The sequence below is a fragment of the Staphylococcus sp. HMSC034G07 genome (genome assembly GCF_001835975.1).
GTDB lineage: Bacteria > Bacillota > Bacilli > Staphylococcales > Staphylococcaceae > Staphylococcus > Staphylococcus ureilyticus.
On record NZ_KV826593.1, the window covers coordinates 509,165 to 529,772 of the forward strand.

17 protein-coding genes are annotated in these 20,608 nt (G+C 34.1%); 7 read left to right on the forward strand and 10 right to left on the reverse strand.

Annotation, left to right across the window (positions count from 1 at the left end; translation table 11 throughout):
- Window positions 1-34: 34 nt before the first annotated feature.
- The 6 genes from HMPREF2586_RS03620 to HMPREF2586_RS03645 form a co-directional block, all read right to left on the reverse strand.
- Entirely contained in the window at window positions 35-1,420 is a 1,386-nt protein-coding gene (locus HMPREF2586_RS03620; RefSeq protein WP_064209163.1) for an APC family permease, read from the reverse strand.
- Window positions 1,421-1,563: 143 nt separating this feature from the next.
- The gene (locus tag HMPREF2586_RS03625) at window positions 1,564-2,943 is read right to left on the reverse strand and encodes an NAD-dependent succinate-semialdehyde dehydrogenase (RefSeq protein ID WP_070658041.1); all 1,380 of its coding nucleotides are present in this window, start codon (window positions 2,941-2,943) and stop codon (window positions 1,564-1,566) included.
- A 74-nt stretch (window positions 2,944-3,017) separates the two neighbouring features.
- Window positions 3,018-4,340, reverse strand: coding sequence for a 4-aminobutyrate--2-oxoglutarate transaminase (gene gabT, locus HMPREF2586_RS03630; RefSeq protein WP_070658042.1), 1,323 nt, complete (start codon window positions 4,338-4,340; stop codon window positions 3,018-3,020).
- Between the two features lie 107 nt (window positions 4,341-4,447).
- Entirely contained in the window at window positions 4,448-5,833 is a 1,386-nt protein-coding gene (locus HMPREF2586_RS03635; RefSeq protein WP_070658043.1) for a MocR-like transcriptional regulator GabR, read from the reverse strand.
- Window positions 5,834-6,075: 242 nt separating this feature from the next.
- The gene (gene cls / locus HMPREF2586_RS03640) at window positions 6,076-7,560 is read right to left on the reverse strand and encodes a cardiolipin synthase (RefSeq protein ID WP_070658045.1); all 1,485 of its coding nucleotides are present in this window, start codon (window positions 7,558-7,560) and stop codon (window positions 6,076-6,078) included.
- Between the two features lie 158 nt (window positions 7,561-7,718).
- On the reverse strand, window positions 7,719-8,903 hold the full coding sequence (locus HMPREF2586_RS03645) for a CynX/NimT family MFS transporter (RefSeq protein ID WP_070658046.1): 1,185 nt from the start codon (window positions 8,901-8,903) through the stop codon (window positions 7,719-7,721).
- A gap of 85 nt (window positions 8,904-8,988) precedes the next feature.
- Between HMPREF2586_RS03645 and HMPREF2586_RS03650 the strand changes: the two genes are divergently transcribed.
- From HMPREF2586_RS03650 to HMPREF2586_RS03665, 4 genes are all read left to right on the forward strand, one after another.
- A complete protein-coding gene (locus HMPREF2586_RS03650) occupies window positions 8,989-9,540 on the forward strand; it encodes a helix-turn-helix domain-containing protein (protein ID WP_070658048.1) in 552 nt (183 codons plus the stop codon).
- 352 nt (window positions 9,541-9,892) lie between these two features.
- Entirely contained in the window at window positions 9,893-10,102 is a 210-nt protein-coding gene (locus HMPREF2586_RS03655; protein WP_046206612.1) for a helix-turn-helix transcriptional regulator, read from the forward strand.
- Window positions 10,086-10,589: a hypothetical protein gene (locus HMPREF2586_RS03660; protein ID WP_070658050.1), complete on the forward strand. Its 504-nt coding sequence runs from the start codon at window positions 10,086-10,088 to the stop codon at window positions 10,587-10,589. Before HMPREF2586_RS03655 ends, HMPREF2586_RS03660 begins: the two co-directional genes overlap by 17 nt.
- Before the next feature lie 13 nt (window positions 10,590-10,602).
- Window positions 10,603-11,112 (forward strand): DUF3278 domain-containing protein, encoded by a 510-nt coding sequence (locus HMPREF2586_RS03665; RefSeq protein WP_070658051.1) that lies wholly within the window; start codon window positions 10,603-10,605, stop codon window positions 11,110-11,112.
- A 287-nt stretch (window positions 11,113-11,399) separates the two neighbouring features.
- Here the strand turns inward: HMPREF2586_RS03665 and HMPREF2586_RS03670 are convergent, their stop codons facing one another.
- The 4 genes from HMPREF2586_RS03670 to HMPREF2586_RS03685 all read right to left on the reverse strand — a co-directional run bounded on the left by HMPREF2586_RS03670 (window position 11,400) and on the right by HMPREF2586_RS03685 (window position 16,853).
- A complete protein-coding gene (locus HMPREF2586_RS03670; RefSeq protein ID WP_064209155.1) occupies window positions 11,400-11,813 on the reverse strand; it encodes a VOC family protein in 414 nt (137 codons plus the stop codon).
- A 122-nt stretch (window positions 11,814-11,935) separates the two neighbouring features.
- A complete protein-coding gene (locus tag HMPREF2586_RS03675) occupies window positions 11,936-12,751 on the reverse strand; it encodes a pyruvate, water dikinase regulatory protein (RefSeq protein WP_046206608.1) in 816 nt (271 codons plus the stop codon).
- Window positions 12,741-15,377, reverse strand: coding sequence for a pyruvate, phosphate dikinase (gene ppdK, locus HMPREF2586_RS03680; RefSeq protein ID WP_070658053.1), 2,637 nt, complete (start codon window positions 15,375-15,377; stop codon window positions 12,741-12,743). Before ppdK ends, HMPREF2586_RS03675 begins: the two co-directional genes overlap by 11 nt.
- A 396-nt stretch (window positions 15,378-15,773) precedes the next feature.
- Window positions 15,774-16,853 (reverse strand): CdaR family transcriptional regulator, encoded by a 1,080-nt coding sequence (locus HMPREF2586_RS03685; RefSeq protein ID WP_070658055.1) that lies wholly within the window; start codon window positions 16,851-16,853, stop codon window positions 15,774-15,776.
- A gap of 139 nt (window positions 16,854-16,992) precedes the next feature.
- On the opposite strand from HMPREF2586_RS03685, the gene HMPREF2586_RS03690 reads away from it, so the two are divergent.
- The 3 genes from HMPREF2586_RS03690 to larA are packed head-to-tail and all read left to right on the forward strand — an operon-like array spanning window position 16,993 to window position 20,567.
- Window positions 16,993-18,123 (forward strand): glycerate kinase, encoded by a 1,131-nt coding sequence (locus tag HMPREF2586_RS03690; RefSeq protein WP_070658057.1) that lies wholly within the window; start codon window positions 16,993-16,995, stop codon window positions 18,121-18,123.
- A gap of 21 nt (window positions 18,124-18,144) precedes the next feature.
- The gene (locus HMPREF2586_RS03695; protein WP_070658059.1) at window positions 18,145-19,308 is read left to right on the forward strand and encodes a 2-keto-3-deoxygluconate permease; all 1,164 of its coding nucleotides are present in this window, start codon (window positions 18,145-18,147) and stop codon (window positions 19,306-19,308) included.
- The gene (larA, locus tag HMPREF2586_RS03700) at window positions 19,305-20,567 is read left to right on the forward strand and encodes a nickel-dependent lactate racemase (protein ID WP_046206604.1); all 1,263 of its coding nucleotides are present in this window, start codon (window positions 19,305-19,307) and stop codon (window positions 20,565-20,567) included. Before HMPREF2586_RS03695 ends, larA begins: the two co-directional genes overlap by 4 nt.
- Window positions 20,568-20,608: the final 41 nt, after the last annotated feature.

Sequence of the window (20,608 nt, forward strand, 5' to 3'; positions counted from 1 at the left end):
TCAATGTAATGATAAATATATTTTCAATCTCACTCTACTCTTTATCCACACGTGCGTTTACAGGGACATTTGCAGTAGCTTTTCTTGTTTGTGTTACATATAAAATTGCTGCGATTGCATACCAAGCCAATACGATAAGCCATTCGGAAGGCCATGCTAACGATGATGGCATACCTGGTAAATAAATGACTATAAACAAAACGCTTAAAACAATAGCGATAGTCCCAACGAGTTTTCCATTCTTTATACGATAGGGTCTAGCTAAATCAGGTTGCACTTTGCGTAACTTCATAAAAGAAATCGCTACAAGTAAATACCCTAATACCACACCAATACCACCAGCATTAACAATCCATACAAGTGCTGCTCTACCTAAAAGTGGTGCAACAAACGCTAAGATACCAAGAAACAAAATACCATGTGTAGGTGTCTTATATTTAGGATGAATAAATGCAAACCATTTAGGAATCATGTGATTTTTCGCCATAGCATACAGAATTCTACTACCACCAATAATAAAAGCATTCCAACTTGTAATAATGCCAGCTACACCACCTAATACTAGCAAGACGCCAAATCCACTATGACCAAATAAGTTAGCCATTGCATCTGCTGTCGCCAAATTACTGTTGCTTAGAGCTTTAGGTGATAAACCTGTTGCTACACCAAATACAATGAGCAAATAAAAAATCACAGAAGCGATAATTGATAATATTAAAATACCGCCAATTTTTTTCGCAGGTGCTTTAACTTCTTCTGCAATTTGTGGGATGACATCAAAGCCCACAAACAGAAATGGAATCATCATTAATACAGACATCGTTCCACCAATACCATTTTCAAATGGCTGTAAATTATTGAAATTACCATTAAATCCTGCACCAAATACAAGTAATAAGCCAACGCCTACAATAAAAATTGTGAAAACTGTTTGCATGATTGCTGCAGGCTTTACACCAAAATAATTAAGTGAAGTTAAAATGACACTTCCAATTGAGCCAATGATCACCCATGTGAAGTATACATCCCACCCCGCGATATTCCACATCAATCCTTGATGTTGAAATGGAATAACATAGTCGATCACTGTGGGCAATGCGACCGCTTCAAATGTAATAACTGAAACATAGCCAAATAATACGGACCAACCTGATATAAAGGCAACGCCTGGTGAAAAAGCTTTTTTAACAAATACAAAACCGCCGCCAGTTTCTGGAATTGCTGCAGCTAATTCTGCATATGTAAGTCCGATGACAATGACTAAAAATCCACCGAGTAAAAATGCCACAACACTTCCTACAAAACCAGCTGTTGATACCCATTCTCCTGATAATACGACCCAGCCCCATCCAAGCATTGCGCCGATTGCCAGAAATAAGACATCAACAATATTCATCGTCTTATTAAATTGAGATTTCATTTTACATACCCCATAACATTCATTGAATTAAAAGTGAATGAGCTTAAATTTTCTATATTAGTTTCAATCTAATCATCACTTTCTTGTTCGTTTAGATTCATACGTTTTGCTTTATTTACAACCAGTGCTTTCTAACTGGCACTTTAAATACCTATGGATAAATATTTTGTTTCTAAGTATGGCTCTATACCTTCAGTGCCACCTTCTCTGCCATAACCACTTTCTTTCAAACCACCAAATGGTGCATGAGCAGCTGAAGGACCACCATCATTCCACCCAACAACACCATATTCTAACTCATTATAAAGCTTTAATCCTGTACGATAATCATTTGTGAAGAAGTAAGAAGCTAAGCCAAATTCTGTATCGTTTGCCATTTTTATTGCTTCATCTAAATCTTCATAAACCATAACCGGTGCAACTGGACCGAAAGTTTCTTCATGCATTACTTTCATATCTAAATTCACATTAGAGATAACCACTGGTTTTAGGAAATTTCCTTTTAGCGCTTGTATTTCATCTACTGACCGTGATAATTTCCCACCTTTAGCTTGTGCATCTGTAATATGTGTCATCACTTTTTCAACTGCAGCTTTATCAATGAGTGGTCCTATGTTTACATCCTTTTGCAGACCATCACCAACAGAAAGTTCGTTGACTTTCTCAATCAAACGGTTTGTGTATTGATCAGCAATATCTCGATGTACAAAAATACGATTCGCGCAGATACATGTTTGCCCTGCATTTCTAAACTTAGAAGCAATCGTACCTTCTACAGCTGCTTCAATATCAGCATCTTTATGCACAATTAAAGGGGCTAAACCACCTAGCTCCATCGTTACATTTTTCACACTTTGCGCTGACTGTTCAATCAGTGATTTTCCAACAGCAGTCGATCCAGTAAATGTCACTTTATTAATCAGTTTATGTGTGGTGAAGATATCACCTGCATCTTTACCAGACGCAATAATATAGGATATCGCATCTTTGGGTATGCCGGCTTCATGTGCTAGTGCAACTAGTTTAATGGTTGTTAAAGGTGTTTTGACAGCAGGTTTACAAATGATTGTGCATCCAGCAGCTAATGCAGGCGCCATTTTACGCGTTATCATCGCTGCCGGGAAATTCCAAGGTGTTATCGCCCCTACTACACCTACCGGAAATTTATCAATCACTATTTTCTTAGATGACGTATTTGCAGGTATCGTACGTCCATATACTCTCTTAGCCTCTTCCGCATACCATTTTACATAAGCATTCGCATATATGACTTCCCCTTTAGCTTCTGCTAAAGGTTTTCCACCTTCAAGTGTAATAAGCTTCGCAAGTTCATCCTGATGTTCATCAATGAGTTTCCCCCATTGATATAACTTTGCTGAACGTTCGTGTGCATCAACTAATTTCCATTCTTCAAATGCTGTACGTGCACGTTCAATTTGCGAATGGATTTCATCATGACTTGTGTAGTTTAAACGTTCTATAATTTCATTGGTAGAAGGATTATAAACTTCTAATTGACTCATTATTGTTCTCTCCTTTACATTTATTTTTGTTATGAGGTATGACTTAACTATACCCGTTATTTAAAAATAAAATTTTAAACGTCCAGATGTGCTTCCGCTATACTCACTTTTTCAAATGTTTCAGACAATATTTCTAATCCTTGTTGTAATTCATCGTCTGTAATAACAAGCGGTGTTAAGAATCGTAAAACATTACCTTTAATACCAGCAGATAATAATAACAAACCATTTGCATTCGCTGTTTGAATAATTTTTCCAGTCAATGCTTTATTGGGCTGACCGGTTTGATCATCGATGATTTCACAGGCAACCATAGCACCAAGTCTACGAATGTTTGTGATAAATGAATATTGTTCTGCACTGCGATATAAGAAACTTTCAAGTTGTTTTCCAATTTGTTCTGCTTTATTGTTTAAGTCTTCTTCTTCAATGATTTCAATGACTTTTAAAGCAGCTTCACAAGCTAAGGGATTTCCAGCATATGTGCCACCTAGTTCTCCAGGAGATGCACTGTCTATAATTTCCGCTTTTCCAACTACACCGCTTAATGGAAATCCTGCAGCCAATGATTTAGACACAGTTATTAAATCGGGTTCTATATCAAAATGTTCAATCGCAAATGTTTTACCTGTTCGTGCAAAACCTGTTTGAATTTCATCTGCTACAAAAATAATGTCATGCGCTTCACATATTTTTTTAACTGCTTTCACGAATTTTTTATCCGGAATAATAAATCCGCCTTCTCCTTGGACTGGTTCCATCACGATACAAGCTACTTCACTAGGATCTACAGTCTCTATGAAAAAATCATGTAACTTATCAATCATTTGATCAATATAGGCTGCTTCAGATAAGTATTCGGATTTTTCTGAAATATTAGGGTATGGCGCTTGGTAAACCTCTGGTGCAAATGGGCCAAATCCAAGTTTATAAGGCCTTACTTTACTTGTCATAGACATTGTTAAATTTGTACGTCCATGAAAACCTCTTACAAAGGAAACAACTGATTGCCTTCCAGTGTGTTTCCTAGCAATTTTCACTGCATTCTCTACAGCTTCTGCACCTGAATTAAGTAAAATCACTTTTTTATCAAAATCACCAGGTGTAATCTCTGTTAATTTTTGAGCTAAGTTGAGATAGCTTTTATACATAATGACATTGAAGCCAGGATGTATAAAGTTGTCTAGTTGTTCTTTTAAATGTTTGGTTATCTTAGGGTGTGTGTGTCCAACGTTTAATGTACCAATTGCTCCCGCAAAATCTATGAAACGTTCACCTTCTACATCTGTGATCGTAGCACCTTGTGCATGATCTGCAACATGCAGATTACCATTCCCAACACCACGTGCTACATACTTATCACGTTGTCTCTTATAGCTTTCAAATTGATTTGTCATCAATAACCCCTCCTCTTTGCTTCTACATAAGACCTGTAGTTTTCTAAAATTTAAGGGATTATTGGTACAGTGTAAAGTACCAGTTATGACAATTTAATGGAACCAGATTATTCCCAAATGACTTCTTTTAATCTCTGTACTGCCTGAGGAATCTGCTCTTGCTTGATTTTTGAAAATCCTATAATCAGTGTTTTATATGAACTATTTTTTTCAAGCGCTTTCACAGAAAATCGATTTAGTGTATAAAGTTCAAGTTTCATTTCTTTAGCTCGTGATTCAATTTCTTGGTAGGAAAAGGGGGTGTTAACTTCTACAATAAAATGTAAACCTGCTCGCGTATCTTTGATTCGAATATTATTTGTAAAGGTATTGGATAGATGTGTGATGAGTGTTTCTCGTTTCTTTCCATATATTTGATGCATCTTTTTTACATATTTTTCATAGTAGCCTTCTTTGATCATTAAATTTAATGTAAGTGCGTGAATCGTTGAAAAGTCAGGAATCATATTTAAATTATAGTGATCAAATTGTTTTACTAAATTAATTGGCAAAATCATATAACTCATGCGCAATCCTGGCATTAGCGTTTTTGAAAATGTACCTAAGTATATCACGCGTTCATTTTTATCAAAACTAAACAGTGAGGGGATATTATCAGTTTCATATTTAAACTCACTATCATAGTCATCTTCTATGATGTAACTTTGTGTTTGACTTGCCCAGTTCAAAAGATCAATACGACGCGACACAGGCATGATGATTCCCATTGGAAATTGATGCGATGGTGTCACTATCGTAGCATCAGGTTGAGCTTGTTTAATTGCTTCAATAGATATCCCCTTATTGTCTAAAGCAATCGGTTTTAACTGTGCAGTTGTTTGACGGATTAGTGTTCTAAACCTTGAGTACCCTGGATTTTCCACTGCGATCTTGATTTCATCTGGTAATAATTGAATCAATTTGGTTAACAGTATATTAGTGCCTGATCCAATGACAATTTGTTCCGGATGACATTGGATACCTCTTTGATAAGACACTAATTTAGCAATCGATTGTCTTAACTCTATTGGCCCTTTAATTTGAGGTATTGAAGATAATTCATGATCATAATTTTCAAATACACGTTTAACGAGTTTAGTCCATACCTCTACTGGAAACGCTGAAATATCGGTACTCATATGAGAAAATGAATAATCGTATGCATCTTCAATTTGCTGTTCTTGAACATTCAAAGATATTTGTGCATTTGGATCAATAATCAATTTTTCTAATGGCTCAATAAAATAACCCTTCCGCTCTTCAGTATAAATATATCCCTCAGCCAGTAGCTGTTCATATGCTGCTTTTACACTATTCACACTAATATTTAAATGTTGTGACATATCTCTTTTGGAAGGTAACTTTTCATGACTTTCATATTTGAATGCGAGAATATCTTCTTTTAATTGGCTATATAATTGACGATAAATGAATTGACCGCTTTCCCGTTGCATTCAATCCCCCCTTTTTTCACATCATCTGTTCTCCAGTTTTCTCATATCACTCATTATAATGAAAATGAGGACGGTATAGAAATCAAAACGTAAATTTGATTCCATGTCACCGTCCTCATCAGACCAATCTTATGGTTGGAAAATTATAATATGTTATTGGAACTCCAGTGGCACCACGAGCGATAGTTGCATTGATAAATACATACAGTCTTAGAACTTGCCACTTCAATATGCTTTATATTTTATAGAATTGGTGACGCTAATTTAGCGATCGATTGTTTGAACTTAATCCAATTTGATCGCTGTTCATAGCGCTCTTCTGTTAATTCCTTAGATACTTTCATATCTTCTATAAATGCTGCTTTAAGTTCTTTGACAATATTTGCATCATACATAAATGCATTAATTTCAAAATTTAATTCAAAACTACGTATGTCCATATTTGATGAGCCTACACTTGCTACTTCATCATCAATAATCATCATTTTTGAATGAATAAATCCATTTTCATACGTATAAACTTTGACACCATCTCTAATCAACTGCGCGACACTTGTAATTGTGGCCCAGTACACAAAAATATGGTCTGGTTTATTAGGAATAATTAACCGCACGTCTACCCCAGCTTTTGCAGCTATACGCAATGCATTGATATAACCTTTATCTGGTATAAAATACGGACTGTGCATATAAATTGATTCTTTGGCGTTCATGATCATTTTCATATAGCCAAACTCTATCTGATGCCAGTTATCACTTGGGGCACCAAGTGCAATTTGCATCGGCACATCTCCACCTTGATTTGCATTGTCTGGGAAATACTTATCATTATATTCCAATTGTTCACGGTGTGATTGAGAATTCCAATCGTGGATAAAACTGAGCTGTAACGCGTCAACGCCATCACCTTTAACTCTTAAATGTGTGTCACGCCAATAGCCAAATTTTTCATCTAAACCTAAATATTCGTCACCAATATTAAATCCACCCACATAACCAGTCATACCATCAATCACTAAAATTTTACGGTGATTTCTATTGTTTAGTCTGAAATTTATTAATGGAATTTTAGCTTGAAAAAAAGCCTCTACTTGTCCACCAGCTTCTTGGAAGTTTTTGAATTTTGATTTATGTACCGTTTTAGAACCTACTGCATCGTAAAGTATTTTAACTTCCAATCCTTCTTCAGCCTTTTGTTGCAAAATATCGACAATTTCAGATCCCAACTTATCTAATTTCAAAACATAATACTCTAAATGAATATACGATTTCGCATTGCGTAAATCTTCTTTCATTTGGTCAAATAGCGCATGACCATCAGTATAAATGTCGACATTATTATCGTAACTTAAAAATGTTGGTTCTTTCGTTAGCAATGTATTTACAATATCTGCATGTTTTTTAACTAATCGGTTATCTGAATGATTAATCTTGTTGGTAGCATCTGATAACTGTGTTTTCATTCGTTCTTTCACATCATCTATCTGATTATGGTGAAAGCCTTGTTCCCGTTTTTTCCGTACTGCTCGACCAAAGAATATATAAATAATAAAGCCTAAAATAGGTACTACAAATAGTAGAAATAACCATGCCCAAGTTGCTGTAGCATCTCTGCGATCTCTATCTAAGAATACAATAATAAAGGCAAGTGCTATATTAATAACAAAGAAAAACGCAAGTATACCTCGATAAATCGGGCTTACACTTGGATCAAAAATAAGTTGCATAATGACACCTCATCGTTTCTTTTAGATTTTAACGAAGACTACATAAGTCATCTATGTGACTATTAATGTAGCTCAACTTATCAAATCCAATTAATTTTAAAACTCATAGAAAAACAAAGCATGTTGTAAAATATCGTACAATATTTGAATGATACTGTCTATTGTTCTATTGTTTTTTCTATTGTTCGATTACGCCCTGCTTGTGAGCCGAATAATGTGATTAATAGTGCAGTGATTAATAAAATACTTAATGAACCGATCCATTGACCTGTAACATCGTGTAATATACCAAATAATAAAGGACCTATAGCTGCAAAAAGATAACCCACAGATTGAGCCATACCAGATAACTTTGCTGACGTTTGACTATGTTCTGTTCTTAAACTAAAGAATGTATTAACAAGTCCAAACGCTAAGCCACTTGCAACACCAATTAAAATCGTAGCAATTAAAGCAAGTTGTGGTGAAAATAACATTATTGAAACACCCACCACAAAACATAAACCAGTGATAAAAGTTAATAAAAACTGTGATTTCATTTTGGTAGCAAATATAGGTGTAATAAATGTTAATGGGATGATGGAGATTTGCATAATTGATAAATACATCCCGGCTTCACTGATAGACATACCACTTTGAGATAAATATGCTGGCAGCCAATTGATTAGAGAATAAAAAATAAGTGACTGTCCGCCCATCAATATCGTTATTTGCCATGATAATGGCGACTTCCAAACATTGACACTCTCTTTTGGTAATGAGGCCGTTGTTTCTTCCTTATGCTTTAATTGAAACGCCCATATTATAATGGTAATCAATGTAATGACACCAATCGCACTAATAGCAATATTATAATTAAATGCTTTGACGACTGGTGCCGTTCCATATGATGATAATCCTCCAAACACGTTCATAACAACAGTATAATAGCCTGTCATCACACCTATATGTAATGGGAATTTCGCTTTGATCACTGCTGGCGCAAGTACATTACCAAAACCTATACCGACACCGATAAGAATGGTACCTATATATAACCACGAAACACCTGTGATAGAACGTACGATTACACCAATCAGTATTAGCCATAAAGCCACAAAAATTGTACGCTCTAATCCAAAGTGATAACTGGTTTTTGCTGCAAATAGCGAAATAATTGCGAATGCAATCAACGGGACGACTGTAATTACACTAACTGCACTGTTAGACATCGCCAAATCATTTTTTATATCAGGCAACGCAACTCCGATTGAAGTAATTGGCGCCCTTAGATTTGCACCCACTAATAAGACACCGATAAATAAAAGCCAATTAAACGGTTTTACTTTTCTATAATTTTCCATTTTGCTCACCTTACATCATAAATTTTCTAAACAACATTACATATGGTACAATATGTACGTTATAATGTAAATAGGAGCGATTCACGTGTATCATATTCAAAATATTATTGCAAAAAATTTAGCAACTTATCGTAGTAAACATCAGCTTAGTTTAGATAAAATGGCTAACCTAACTGGCGTTAGTAAAAACATGCTAAGTCAAATTGAAAAAGGCGCATCTAATCCAACAATTACAACATTATGGAAGATTGCCAATGGACTTCATTTACCTCTGTCACAACTGACATCAACAAGACAAGAACATATAAACTTCGTAGATGAATCTGACATTATTCCTATTGTTGAAGATAAAGTTAAGATCTTTCCGTATTTTCCTTACGATGATAGAAAGCATTTTGAAATGTTTAAAATGGTAATTCAACCAGGTGGTAAAATGATTTCTGATCCTCATCATTTACAATCTGAAGAGTTTATCATTGTTAATTCAGGCACTTTAAATATTGAAGTCGAACAAACGTCTTATACAATTAGCAGTAACCAAGCTTTTCGTTTTAATAGTGATGTAGCTCATGGTTACTATAACCCAAATAATGAAGTTGTTATACTTACCGCCACAATACATTATCATGTACAATAGCAATCTTAGTAAATTTGCACTCAACATTATTTAATAATCTCACTGCGACAAACAAAAGATAAATAAAAGCCATCATCAAAATGGTCATTAACCTTCTTAAAAATAACGCCAAATGAATACGGTGTGATGTTGTTGCCAAGGTATGACACATTCAACGCTGAACTGTCATATACAATCCAAAACGGGGTAGAAATCAAATGTTATCAAATGATTTTTACCCCGCTTGTTTTTAGAAACATTTTATATATCGCGCTTTATTTAATATATAAAGATTTATTATTTTTTATATTATCTTGACGAAAAAAGTTATGTCATATATATTTGACACATCAGAAAGAAGTGATGATTTAAATTGAATAAAGTTAAATACTTTCGCAGTCAACAACAAATATCTCAACTTGCGCTTGCGCGTTCCGTAGGCGTTTCACGACAAACGATTAATATGATTGAAAATGATAAATACAATCCATCATTAAATTTATGTATCAATATTGCACAATCATTAAATGTTACATTAAACGATTTATTTTGGGAGGATCATAACGATGAAGAAAAGAGATAAATGGTTATATCAAAACTTCGCCGGTTTAATTGATACACCTGATGAATATCAACGACATGAAATTGATAAAACATTAGCAAAAATTTCAATTATTGCTTTATATACGTTACTTGCACTTGTTTATTTATCTATTTTCCTTGATATAGAGCGAGAATTTTTATCACCATTTACTGTTGGTGGTGCCCTGTTAATTATTATTCTATTCTGTAGAATGAGCATGAATCGTCTCGGTGCAGATGCTATTGAAATTGAAGTACATCAGCGACATACATATTATAAACTACTAAAAGAAACACGAAATAAAAGGATTATTTTCTTGGTTATAGCCCTAATTTATATGTTAGGGACTGCAACAATCACCGCACCACTACTTGCAGGAAATCCAATGAATTTTAGTTATTTATTAAATATAAGTACCTATATACCCTTTATATTGATTGTCATCTTTACAGTTAACAAAGATTCGCGCATAAAATTAATAGAATAGGAGGCCAATCATCTTGAATAATGAAAAAACACTTCGCTTAATTCCAAACTATAGATTTACTGATGAATATGAACGGCAAGTATTATTAAATCTCTATGCCAAACTATATGTCTGGATATTTTGGGGAACATTGATGATTTCCGCACTAGATTGTTTTATCTCTATGTATTTTCAACAAATACCATTTGTTAGTATCATTGCATTGATTGGATTGATGGTGGCTTCAATCTTACTCACACGCGCACTTCACAATAAAAAAGTAGACCTATTTGATGTCGATTCTAAAGATGAATACCAAAAATATATCAAAAAAGCACGTAACGGCAGTATCCTATTTGCATTTGTTATGTTTATAATTTTCAACATCAATAATTACCTTATTCCCTTTGTGACACACCAAGAACTTCCTAAAATCACAGCTTTAAGTTCTCAAATCCCAACGACTGCAACCATTGCCATGATTACAGGATTGATCATATATATGATAGCCAAATCCAAAATCATTCGTACTTATAAAAAATGAAGGCCTAATTTTATGTTGAAAGCAGCGTGAAAAACGCTGCTTTCAATTTTTAGTTATTTTAATAGATAAAGTACGACGTGCCATTTAAAATAAAAAATGCAAATCCATTCGAAAGTACAGCCCTCAAGTTATCGCAGTAAATAGCAATGCAACTTGAGGTGCTATCTTCAAAAATGAAAATGCATTTATTTTAATTATATACTGTTATACCTTAATAAACATCTTTTTATGTTTGAACAGATTAAGATACATGTGCGTGAATATTTCTATTCCAATTGCAGTTTAAGTTATTGTGGATATGTGTAACTTAAATCCCAACCGATATCATATTTATCAATCAACTTGGCATATTTCGCTCCCCAAAACATAGTATCTAGCTCCATTTGAACATTGCCTTCATCTTTCAATTGTTCATAAGCTTCTTCGACTGCCGCTTCACTATCAAATTCTAAAACAATATATACATTTCTATCTTGTAGCATTGTATCATCATCTTTAGGTATATCTGACAGCATGAATAAGTTACCATCAACTTCTAATTGGGCATGAATGATACGATTAGGATCATCTGCAACACTTTCATTCGCTTCACCGTATGTCATTGTATCTTTAATCTCTCCGTTCAACACCTTACTATAAAATGCCAAAGCGTCTTTACATTGACCGTTAAAAAACAAATACGGTACTGTCGATTTCAACATAGTATCCCCTCTTTTTAAATATCGTTTTCTATTATCAAACATACCCTTTTAACATAAATTTAGACAATTCAAGTTTGATATCTAGATTTGAATCACACATACGTAATTACAATTTTTCATCTTTATAAAAACTTTTCAATATAAAATGCTGATTCTTCAATCGATTTGAATTCCGTATTAATAACTGTAGCATTTAATTTAGCAAATATTTCTTCGGCATACATTAGTTCTTCTTTAATTCTATCGACACTATTATAATCTGTAGGTCCATGTAAACCTAATACTTTCACGCGTTCAGTACGAATATTCAAGATATAGGTAGGACTCGCAGTCAAACCAAATACCTTTAAATTTTTATTTCTAAAGACCTCATCTGGAATATCCACTTCTGGAACTAAAGGGATATTAGCGATTTTATAACCTTTGTTTGCTAAATACATACTTAAAGGCGTCTTTGACGTTCGAGAAACACCTAAAATCAAAGCATCAGCTTCTCCTATATCCGTAAAATGTTTACCGTCATCATATTTCACAGAATATTCCATTGCCTCAATTCTTTTAAAATAGTTGTCATCTAACTTGCGCAAAGCACCACTTTCTAAGATGGGTGAACAATTCGTATGTTCTTGAATAATGCTAATTAAATCAGACATATAATCAACATATGGAATTTGTTGCGCTTGAGCATATGCCTGACCTTTTATATTAAATTCTGGATTAACTAAAGTCGTTATAACGACTGCACCACGCGCCTTAGCCAAAGAAAGCACATTGAGTAATTCATCTTGATTTTTGATAAAAGGAAATTTTTTAATTTCTATACGCGTGACATCTGGAAATTGTGTTAAGGTCGCATGAATCATTCGCTGTGCTGTCTCACCTATAGAATCAGATACAACGAATAGCGTTAACTGTGTTCTATCATTATCATTTAACACGTAATCTACCGCCTTCGACTTCACTTTGAGCCGTTGATAATAAGGCTCCTGGCACTCTAAATGGAGAACATGATACATAATCCAAATCTAGTTGATTAAAGTATTGAATTGATTTGTGGTCACCGCCTAATTCTCCACATACGCCAATTTTTATCGTTGGATTTGTGGCTTTTGCTTGCTCTGTCGCTTGCTTAATTAATTGTCCAACGCCATCTATATCAAGTGTTTGGAATGGGTCTATTGTTAATATGCCTTGCTCTGAATAAGCGCTAATAAATTTACCAGCATCATCACGTGAGAAACCAAACGTTAATTGTGTTAAATCATTTGTGCCAAAACTAAAGAAATCACATTCTCGTGCTAAATCTCCAGCGATTAGACATGCTCTTGGTGTTTCAATCATCGTTCCAATCATATAGTGAACACTTACTCCCATTTCAGCTTGTAAGGCTTCAATGCATTCAACAACTTGTGTCTTTAAAGTTGTGAATTCTGAAACAGTTGATACGAGCGGAATCATAATCTCAGGTTGACAATCAATGCCCTGTTTTTTAAGTTTCAATGCACTTTCCATAATAGCTTCTGCTTGCATAATATAAAGTTCAGGGTAAGTAATCGCCAAGCGACACCCGCGATGCCCTAACATTGGATTAACTTCATTTAAACTTTCCATATAATGGTCTAACTCTGCAACAGACACGTTGAGTTGGCTTGCCACACTATTTTTTTCCTCTGTTGAGTTAGGTAAAAATTCATGTAAAGGTGGATCTAATAAACGGATAATCGTCGGACGTTCGCCAGATAACTTTAATATCGTTTCAAAATCTTCTTTTTGATATTGTTTAATTTTATTTAAAGCATTCACTCTTTTATCTTGTGTATCAGATAAAATGAAACGTCTCATTTCAATCAAACGTTCAGGGCCAAAAAACATATGCTCAGTACGAACTAAACCAATACCTTTCGCACCAAATTGGTAGCCAGCTTGAATATCTTGTGATGTTTCTGCATTCATGCGAACATCTAATCTTGCAATTTCTTCTGACCATTGCATAAATTGTTCAAAAGCCTTACTTCTCTCAGCTTTAATCGTTTCAACTTCTCCTAAATAAATATCACCTTTAGCGCCATCAACTGAGATAATGTCCCCTTCGTTTAATGTTCCGTTAGGATATGTTACTTTTTTATCCTTAACATTAATTTCAACGTCTGAACATCCTGTCACACAACATTTACCCATTCCTCTAGCTACAACTGCAGCATGGGAAGTCATACCACCATGTGTGGTAACTATCGCTTCACTTGCAACCATACCTTCAATATCTTCAGGTGAGGTTTCAGGTCTCATCAATATTACTTTATATCCCTGTTCAGCTTTGAATTTTGCAGTTTCAGCAGAAAACACGATTTCACCACTCGCTGCACCCGGACTAGCAGGAAGTCCCATTTTCGAAACAGCTGTAGCTCTCTCAAGTGCTTTATCATCAAAATTAGGATGTAATAATTGCTCAATTGATTTTACTTCTACATTCATAACTGCTTCATTTTTAGAAATAATACCTTCTTCGACTAAATCTACTGCAATATGAATGGCTGCATTAGCAGTTCGTTTACCACTGCGCGTTTGTAAGACATATAGTTGCTCATTTTCAATAGTAAATTCAATATCTTGCATATCTTTATAGTGTTTTTCTAATTGTTGAGAAACTTCTAAAAACTGTTGATGAACATGAGGCATTTGTGCTTTTAATGTGCTGATATCTTTTGGCGTTCTAATACCAGCGACAACATCTTCTCCTTGAGCATTCAACAAATATTCACCAAACAATTTTGCTTCACCAGTTACTGGATTACGCGTAAATGCAACACCTGTCCCACTTTGTGCACCACTATTACCAAAAACCATCTCCTGAATATTAACTGCAGTGCCAATATCGTGTGGTATTTCATTTAATTGACGATATACACGTGCGCGATCATTGTCCCATGATTTAAAAACTGCTTCAATTGCTTCTGTTAATTGTACAATTGGCTCCTGTGGGAATGGTTTATAAACTTCTTCCAAATAAACACTTTTAAAATGATCACATATTTCTTCTAAACCTTCAGCTGGAATATCTGCATCATTTTGGTAATTGTGTTGTGCTTTATATTGATTAAAATATGTATCGAATGAAGTCATCGGTATGCCGTATACGACTTCGCCAAACATTTGTAATAATCTACGGTAACAGTCATATGCAAAACGTGCATCATCTGTTTTTTCTGCTAATGTTTTAACATTAAAATCATTCAACCCCAAGTTTAAAATGGTATCCATCATGCCTGGCATGGAAATTTTTGCGCCACTTCTTACAGAAACTAATAATAAGGATTCTTTAGAAGAAAATGATTTTTGAGTGCGTTGTGAAAATGCTTCTAATTGTTCATGTAATTGTCCAACTAATTCATCTGAAAGGTGAGCGCCTTGCTTTAAATACTCAATACACGCCTTTGTAGTAAGCGTAAAACCGTCCGGCACAGGTAACCCTAACCGTTTCATTTCAGCTAAATTAGCTCCCTTACCTCCTAATAAATCTTTCATGGCTTTATTGCCTTCATCAAATGCATAAATATATTTTGTCATACTGATTCACCTCAAATTTTTAATATGTCATACTAATTATTATAGAGTATGTCATATTACTTTATAAAAAACAACCAAAATTTTAACGGTTGCTCTTTATCATTCACTTTCGTAACCTACTGAGCTAAAAAAAGCATATAAAAAGCCTTAAGCAACACGAGTTCATCGTATTGCTTAAGACTTTTTATTTTTTATCGTATGACATAATTAAAATATTAAAATGATTATCCGTTTAGACTGCTATTATTTTTAAAATTTGTATGTCGTTGCATGCTAGCAGCTCATCTATTACATGTATGATTGATCTTTGATTGCTTCAAAGTGTTTTTTTATGTGTCTAACCTTTTTATTATTCTTACTAAACTTTCTAATGAAGTGATTTTATTGCTTTCGTCGCTAACACCATATTGCAATCTGTAATTTAACAGCATCAGAGTATTTTTTTGGGTTTAATCCTGTTTCTTTTTCACATTTTTCTAACCTATACAATAAAGTATTTCTATGGATATACAATTTTTTAGCAGTTTGCGTTATATTTAAATCATTTTCAAAGAAACTTTTTAGTGTATCGATACTCTGTTGACCCACATCACTTAATATTCTTTTTTTAAATCGTTCTCTTATGTTCTTATCAATTTGATATAAAAGTGTTTTTTCTTCTATATCTTCAAATGAGGTTACAACCTTTTCATTTTCAGCCAACATAAACACTAACTCACACTCTTCATATGCATTTTTAAAATCTTTTAATCTTTTAAACATAAGACTTGAAGCCATTTGAACGTTAAGCTCTAAGTTTTGAAATATTTGATATATATGATTGATTTTATTATCTAAAGCTTGCACTGACTGAGCAGTAGCAAGAATAACAATACGGTTATAATTCGTAAATGCAATTGTAAATGAACGGGCGTCTATCCTACTCGTTAATGAACGTACAATGCTATTTCTAGAAAAAATCTGCTTTTCAATATCGATAATAATACATTTTCTATAGGTTAATAAATCGATATTGAGTTGTTTCATTAAATATTGAATAAAGGATTTTGATGATTCACTTTTTAACAACTCCTCTATAAATAATTCTTGACTCCGTATTTGCCCTTCCAATTCATATGTAAAATAATTCTGATAAAGTAACAATTCTGTAGACATTTTAACTAATTCTGCTACATGTGTAATTTGACTAGGATTACCTGTAATACCGATAACACCTACTATATTATCTTGAAAAATAATAGGTAAGTTAATACCTGCCTGCGTACCTTTAAGATGTAAACTGTCTTTCTGGTTAATTACCACGGTTTTTTCTTGTTTCAACACTTCTATAGCACCTTCGTGTAGCGTACCGATACGTCTTTTATCGAAAGACGCAATAATTACTCCATTAAAATTCATAATATTAATGTTAGTTTTAGTTCTTTTAGCTGTTTCATTAACGATTAACGTTGCCATTTCTTCAGTCAATATATCCATTTATCTCACCACTTGTTATTTATATACAAATTTAAAATATTATTTTTGTATAGTTTAACCCTTTTTCCAAAATAGTAAAATCGTTAAACTTAGAACAATACATTTTAGAAAGCGCTTTCTTAAAAAGGAGAAATTCACAATGGAAATCTTATTAGCACCTGATTCATTTAAAGGAAGTATGAAGGCAAGCGAAGTAACCAAGTATATGAAAGATTCTATATTAGAAGTTTTCCCTGAATCTACCATTCATGATTTACCCATCGGTGATGGTGGCGAAGGAACAATGGAAGCATTAATAAATGCAACAAATGGTTCGTTTACTACAGTCAGTGTAACCGGACCACTTGGTGACAAAGTAACAGCTCAATACGGTATTTTAGATAATCATACTTGTGTCATTGAAATGGCAGAAGCTTCAGGATTAAAGCATTTAGATCAAGACGAATTAAACCCTTTATATACGACAACGTATGGTACAGGCGAACTAATTTTACATGCTTTAAATCACGGATATCAAAATTTCATCCTGGCGATTGGTGGTTCAGCTACAAATGACGCTGGCGCAGGTATGTTGCAAGCTTTAGGAGCAGATTTAAAGAATAACCAAAATCATTCAATACATTTTGGAGGTGGAGAACTACAAAATTTAGCTCAAATTGACTTATCGAATTTTGATCCTCGAATCGCTTATTGTAATTTTATTATAGCGACTGATGTTCAAAATCCATTAGTAGGACCTAATGGCGCATCATTTATTTTTGGGAAACAAAAAGGTGCATCTGCACAAAATATGCATCAACTCGATGATAACCTCACTCATTGGGCTAATCTAGTTGAACACACTACAGGCATAAGGCTACACGATTTACCTGGTGCTGGCGCAGCAGGTGGTTTAGGAGGTGCTTTCAAAGCATTTTTCCCAAGTTACTTTAAAGAAGGTATCCAGGTAGTTATGGAATATATACAATTTGAGAAATACTTAAAGCAAGCAGACTTAATCCTTACTGGAGAAGGAAAAATCGATCAGCAATCTTTTTATGGTAAAGCACCAATTGGCATTGCAAAATGTGCTGAAAAGTATAATGTACCAGTTATTTTTATAGGAGGATCAGTAGAAGTAGATGAAAAAGACTTAAAAGACAGTGGTATACTCAGCGCATTTAGTTTAAGTAATGGACCTATGTCATTAGAAGAAACATTTTCAAAGTCGGAAAAATTGATAAAACAAACAACCAAGAATATTGTAAAAACATTTTTCCATAACCAATAACATATTAAGGGGATGTTAGTTATGAGAATTAAAGATACAATAGAAAAAATTCCTGGAGGATTGATGGTAGTCCCGTTGCTTTTAGGCGCTACAATAAACACCGTTGACCAATTACATTTAACTCCTATAATGAACCTACTTAAGTCACTGGGCGCACCTAAAACTGAACAAGGATATTACGAAATGCTTCAAATTGGGGGTTTTTCACAAGAACTATTCAAAGATAGTGCTCTTGTCTTAATTGCACTTTTTATATTTTGTGTAGGAAGTCAAATGAATTTAAAAATTGGCGGTAAGGCCTTAAAAAAAGGTATGCTATTAACAACAACGAAATACTTTTCTGGGTTAGCAGTAGGACTCCTATTAGGCTCATTATTTGACCCTTGGAGTGGACTATTCGGTTTGTCTACAATAGCTGTCATCGCAGCAATGACAAATAGTAATAGTGGCATGTATGCTGCTTTAACAAGTACTTATGGGAATCGTTCAGATGTTGGTGGCCTGTCCATACTTGCTATTAATGACGGACCATTGTTAACTTTGATTTCATTGGGATTTATTGGTACAAGCTTTCCAATCATTTCATTTATTTCTGTGCTTTTACCTTTAAGTATAGGCATGATATTAGGCAATCTTGACCCTAAAATATCAGAGTTTTTACGTCCAGGTGAAACCATACTCATCCCCTTTTTCGCCTTTTCTTTAGGTGCTGGTATGAATTTAGCTGAATTCTTTAATTTTTCCGTATTATCAGGAGGCTTAACGTTAGCAGTATTAACCTTTATTTGTACCGCATTTACTGGTATCATTGCGTTTAAAATATTTAAAGAAAAGAGTGTAATTGCACCAATTTCTGAATCATCTACAGCAGGTAACGCAGTATCTACACCTGCTGCAGTAGTTGCTGCTGCTTCTACGGCGCTCGCAAATGGTAATCTGAGTCAAAGTGAGTATGCTATGATTGAGAAAGTAGCACCTATCGCCACAGCACAAATTTCAATTTCGGCTATTACTACAGCAATATTATGTCCAATAGCAGTCATATTGATTGATAGGTATCAAAAAAGTAAAGGAATATATGGAACAAAGGAATATGTTACTCAATCGACCCAAACACATTCTAATGCGGAAATAAAATCACATTTTTATGAAAGCGCTTCATATAAGGAGGAAGATCGACCTTGAATACAGAAATATTATATGGAAAGTCAAACCTTAATATAGAATTACCTGAAAACTGCGTCTTAATAGAGCCAACACCTATACCTGCACTCGAAAATGATAAACAAGCCATACGTGATGCATTAAAGAATCCTATAAATTCGGATCCGCTGGAAGATTTAGTAAAATCCAATCAGACTGTTTCAATCGTTATTAGTGATATCACGCGCCCTACACCCAATCATATACTTGTACCTCTTATTATAGAATGCCTTGCACATGTACCTTTAGAAAATATTGTTATCATTAATGGTACTGGTACACATCGAGATCAAACTAAAGATGAATTGATACAAATGTTAGGTGAAGATATCGTAAACAATATTAGAATTGTACATAATCATTGTAATGATAAGCAAACTTTAAAAAAAGTTGGCCATAGTAAATACGGCTGTGATGTTTATTTAAACAAAGATTATGTAGATTCTGATTTCAAAATTGTAACTGGCTTTATAGAACCACATTTCTTTGCTGGATTTTCAGGAGGACCAAAAGGAATCATGCCTGGTATTGCAGGTATAGAAACGATTATGACATTTCACAATGCCAAAATGATAGGTGATATTCGTTCTACTTGGGGGAATATGACAGACAATCCAGTACAAGATATGACTCGAGAAATTAATGCCATGTGCAAACCTGACTTTATGCTCAATGTAACATTGAACAAAGAAAAAGAAATTACAGAAGTCTTTGCTGGAGAACTGTATAAAGCACATGATTTGGGATGTGCTTATGCAAAAAAACACGCTATGTTCAAATGTGACCATCGCTTTGACGTCGTTATCGCATCTAATTCTGGTTATCCACTTGACCAAAATTTATATCAAACAGTTAAAGGAATGAGTGCTGCTCATAAAGTGGTTAAAGAAGGCGGCAGTATTATCATGTTATCTGAATGCAGCGATGGTTTTCCAAATCATGGTAATTATGCAGAAATACTGAAAATGGCAGACACCCCAGAAGCACTTGTCAAAATGATTAATGATCCAAACTTCGCCATGCTAGATCAGTGGCAAGTTCAAAAACAAGCTGTGATTCAAACTTTTGCCAATGTGTATTTATATTCCAAATTAACTGATCAACAAGCAAAAGATGCTATGTTACATCCTGTTTCAAATATTGAAGCAACATTAAAAACTTTAGAACGACAATATGGGAAAGACATGACTATTGGCGTTATGCCACTCGGCCCACTTACCATACCGTATGTAGAATCATAATTTTCAATACGTCCAAAAATATTTAAGGAGGAAATTTAAAT